Consider the following 3,912-nt stretch of genomic DNA (forward strand, 5'->3'; position numbering starts at 1 on the left):
GGCCTCGGGTCCTGGCGAAGAGACTCCTGAACCGTAGAGTTAGCCGCCAGAGTGCCTTATAATAGTACTGGCTGAAATACCCTGAGCACACTGGCGTGTCTAGCGCTGGGAGTTCGCATGAATCCTGAGTTTGATTTTGAGAAGCGCTGGCGTCTAGTTCGTGAAGTGATAGAGACCCTCGTCCTCACGGCGCTCATGTTCTTCATCATCCGCTTTGCCATCCAGAATTTCTACGTTGAAGGCATGAGCATGGAGCCGAATCTGCATGACAAAGAGCTGATTCTTGTTGACAAATGGTCATACCTCTTCCATGAACCGGCGCGCGGCGATGTGATTGTCTTCGTTGCTCCCCCCAACCCCAGTCAGGATTACGTGAAGCGTATCATCGGCATTCCGGGCGATGTGATCACCATTCAGGGGACAACCGTCATTGTCGATGGGGTGACCCTTCACGAGACCTATGTTGACCCACGGCGGCAGGGCAATCCCTATCCTTCCTTTTCGAACCGTGTGGTACCGCCCGATAGCTATTTCGTCCTGGGAGATAACCGGGCTGGCAGCTCGGACTCACGCGACTGGGGCTTTGTTCCGCGCAAGAATATTATTGGGCGCGCGGCGCTCGTCTACTGGCCCTTGGGAGAGGATAACAATGGCTTCCTTCCCGATGTCTCTGCTGTTTTTGCCGAGGTGCACCAGCGCCAAAGTGCCATGCTGCAGCCATCGGCGCTGCTGAAGAGGCCTTCTCGCGCCTCGCCGCCTGCGCCCTTACAGCCAGACCAGTCCCTGCTAGTGCTCTTGCTCTTTCCTTCGCTTATCCTCCGCTGTCGCCGCCAAGCGGCCTGGAAGCAGAGCGGCCATTGGCGCTGGAGGGCGGCCCCAGGAGCAGGTCGACGGCATGATTTTCTAGCACAACGGCCAGCACCGGATGCTGTAGCCGCTGTTGGGCAGTGGCCAGGTGCTGGTTGACAAGAGAGGCGAGATCCTCATCGGAGAGAATCCAACCGATGGGGCCCTGAGTGTGAAGATCGCTGATGCGCAACTGACCGGCGCTGGCCTCGGGTACAGCGCTGATGCTATTGGCTGTACCGTAGAGAGTGAAATCGAGCGTGATGGCAGTAGGGGTAACGGCAAAGTGGGCATCTTGGACGGGACTGGCAGGCGCATGGGCCAGCGTGAGCAGATTATTGAGCACGGTCTCATTGATGCGCACTGGCCCGCCAGGAAGCTGGGCGGCGCGCGCCGGGTCAATCTGCTGTACTGCGCTGTCGAGGGCAGCATTAAGCTGCTCCTTGGCCAAGCGGTTGAGTGTGGGACGAATGAGCAGAAACCAGGCGCCAAGGAGCAGGAGAAGCAGGAGGAGGAGCGAGCCGAGGCAGCCGAGGAGCCAGCGTCGGCCCCGCCGTCTCCGGCGGCTAGGGGGAGTTGCGAATGCCCGACTAGCTAGAGTTTGCGGCGACTGGACTGTGGTCGGCCCTGGCCCGGCACTAGCAGCGGCTGAGCCTGGCGTGGCCGGTGCAACAAGGAGAGCGCCGCAGTTGGGGCAGAAGCGGGCTGCCGGGGCGATGGGAGCAGAACAATGTGGGCATTGCACGGTGTTCACCTCGTCTCGGTTTTCGGCGTGACGGCGCCTAAGGTCGCTTGCTCTGCCTGCCGTCACCCCTCTCGCATAGAGCATATCATATTTTTGATCAACGCAGCTTCAGAGGCGGGCGAGGCAGTTAGTACCTTCTCATACGACATTCAGGCCTGGTCGCGATCTCCCTGATTGAGGCACTGATCACCTTGAAGAAGAGATAATAGCATGCGCCATCAGGATCTGCCGCGAACATTACCGGAGTTGGTCCAGCGCGCTCCGTTTCCTGTCTACGGAAGCAGCCGCCTGCCAGCAGACTTCCGGCTCTGCAGCTACGGGACAGGGATCTCCCATCTTGGTCATCTCTTTCACGTCGTGCTTAGCTTTGCTTCTCCCCGCTACTCGTTGAGCCATCCAGCCTCTCGTTGCAGCAAGCTCAATGAGGCTCTCTGTCTTGACTCTATTGATGCCAGCGTAGAATCCCCCGATCGCGAGGGAATGGCCAGACACCTGGCGGGCCTGCAAGGTGATGAGCTTGTTCGTGAAAAGCTGGCGAGCTTGGCCTGTGCTCAAGCAGACAACGGGGCTATTCCCTCTCCCCGAGGGTGGTCTGTGGACCTCATGAGCAACAAGGCAGCTTTCAGAGGAATCCTGCGCTCCTGGCGCTCAAGCCGGCTGGTCAGGCTCAGGCGACGTGCGTCGACTCCCTAAAAAGTCCAGGCGCAGAATCGCATCCATTGTCTCCAGCGTCCGCGTGCGCAGGACGGGATCAGCCTCCAGCATGGCCCGCACCTCGGCGATGAGCGCCTGCTCTCGTTCTGCAGGCAGGCGATGATAGCCGTAGAGCTGGTGCACGGCGGCTGCGGCGGCACGCCTGAGCTTCTCGGCGTCATCCATGGGCGGGAGTGGCTGTCGCTCGCTCACCGGATGATCCGTCAGGCCTGGGGGCAGCTCTCCCAGGGCCGTCAGCGGCTCCAGGCCATCGGCAAAAAACTCACTCTCTTGTCCGATCAGGTGAGCTGCGTTTGGCGTCGCCCGCTCAATGCGCACCGTCACGGTCTGGCGCTCCTCGTCCAGAGCAGTGATCGTACCGGCCAGAAAAATCACCTCAACGCTACCCCAATAGACTTGTTCGCCCAAATGCAGAATCATAACGGCTACTCCTCTCTGCTGTGTGCCGTTTCACCAAAGCTTTTGAGGGCCTCTGACAGCCAGAGGCGGTGCAGCTCTGGCTCTCTCCTCTCCCTCTCCTTATAGGTAGCCGGCCAGGGAAAGAGAGACTGAGCAACCAGCTTTCAGAAAGCTATAAACGTTGGGAAAGCTCCTCTTTCCAGCCAGCAGAGGGAGCAAAAGAGGGGAAGAGTGAAGAACTGAAAGGGTACATCCTTGCAACCAGGTCGGTCGTCGCGCTGCTCGAGGAGATCACTAGTCTCGGAGGCGTGCAGCGTTGCTTAGTCCTGATCACCGCTGTTTTCTTGCGCGATCACTGTGAAATGCTGGCTGGGGAACTGCTGGCAGGTAATCATATAGGTTCCTGCCTCCTTAAAGAAGATCAGCTGATGCTCGTTGCGGCGTAGCTCCACATGACCGATGCCGGGATCAGGCTGCGCCAAAAAGGTCAGGTCGTAGTCAGAGAGATTCGAAAGCGTAATGCTCTGACCCTCCTTCAGCGTGACCGACGTCGGTACAAAGAAATAGGTATTGTTAGGGCGCGTGTAGTCTGCATCGAAACTGACTGTCGCCACAGGCTCAAAACCGCAGGTGACCCCGGGCGTCATCGAGACCTGTACGGTCAGCCGAGCCGAAGGATGCTCCTGCGAAGAGAGGGTAAAGGTGCCGGCTTTGGGGAAGGGCACATACTCTGTCTCGCCCGGATCAACCACAGTGAAGCGTAGTCCAGCATCCGGTCGGCTGGTCAAGGTAAAGGTTTGCTGCGTGGTATTGACGATGGTCAGCGTATCGCCCATCTTGAGCGAAACACTGCGCTGATTGAAGGTGTCATCCCCTTTGATCATCACACTGACCGGCTGATCGCATGCCCTACTGGAAGCAGTGTTCCTGGCGGCCTGAACCGGGATGCCATTGTTCGGATAAGGAGTCACCTGCGTCCCTGGGGCGGCCTGAACAACAATGGGTTGGTGCATGCCGGCCTCATAGTGGCCGCCGTAATGACAGCTAAATTCAAGCATGCCCGGTGGAGCCGTGTGATCAAAGGTAAAGTCAAGCGTTTTGCTCTCGCCGGGGGCGATATTGTAAATATAGGCCAGGGCACGCTGGTAGACCTCATCCATAACCATTGTCTCAGTATTCATGGGATGCATGATAAGAAAATCATGGTG

Annotated in this window: 2 protein-coding genes and 2 pseudogenes; 1 reads left to right on the forward strand and 3 read right to left on the reverse strand. The window is 58.3% G+C overall.

Annotated features, from left to right (window positions below):
- Window positions 1-117: 117 nt before the first annotated feature.
- Window positions 118-966, forward strand: a complete 849-nt coding sequence (gene lepB, locus IRZ24_RS17740) for a signal peptidase I (RefSeq protein WP_297167205.1) — start codon at window positions 118-120, stop codon at window positions 964-966.
- Between the two features lie 562 nt (window positions 967-1,528).
- Here the strand turns inward: lepB and IRZ24_RS17745 are convergent.
- The 3 genes and pseudogenes from IRZ24_RS17745 to IRZ24_RS17755 all read right to left on the reverse strand — a co-directional run.
- Window positions 1,529-1,675: pseudogene (locus IRZ24_RS17745) on the reverse strand (zinc ribbon domain-containing protein); the annotation flags it as partial.
- Between the two features lie 564 nt (window positions 1,676-2,239).
- Complete coding sequence (locus IRZ24_RS17750; protein ID WP_297167208.1) at window positions 2,240-2,725, reverse strand: hypothetical protein; 486 nt, start codon at window positions 2,723-2,725, stop codon at window positions 2,240-2,242.
- A 299-nt stretch (window positions 2,726-3,024) separates the two neighbouring features.
- A pseudogene (locus tag IRZ24_RS17755) lies at window positions 3,025-3,912 on the reverse strand (hypothetical protein); the annotation flags it as partial.

Origin of the sequence: Thermogemmatispora sp. (assembly GCF_019683755.1) — a bacterium.
GTDB lineage: Bacteria > Chloroflexota > Ktedonobacteria > Ktedonobacterales > Ktedonobacteraceae > Thermogemmatispora.

Excerpts from the sequence above, each read along its gene's own strand:
- lepB (WP_297167205.1), top strand. The coding sequence starts at position 118 with ATGAATCCTGAGTTTGATTTTGAGAAGCGCTGGCGTCTAGTTCGTGAA.
- IRZ24_RS17750 (WP_297167208.1), bottom strand. The coding sequence starts at position 2,725 with ATGATTCTGCATTTGGGCGAACAAGTCTATTGGGGTAGCGTTGAGGTG.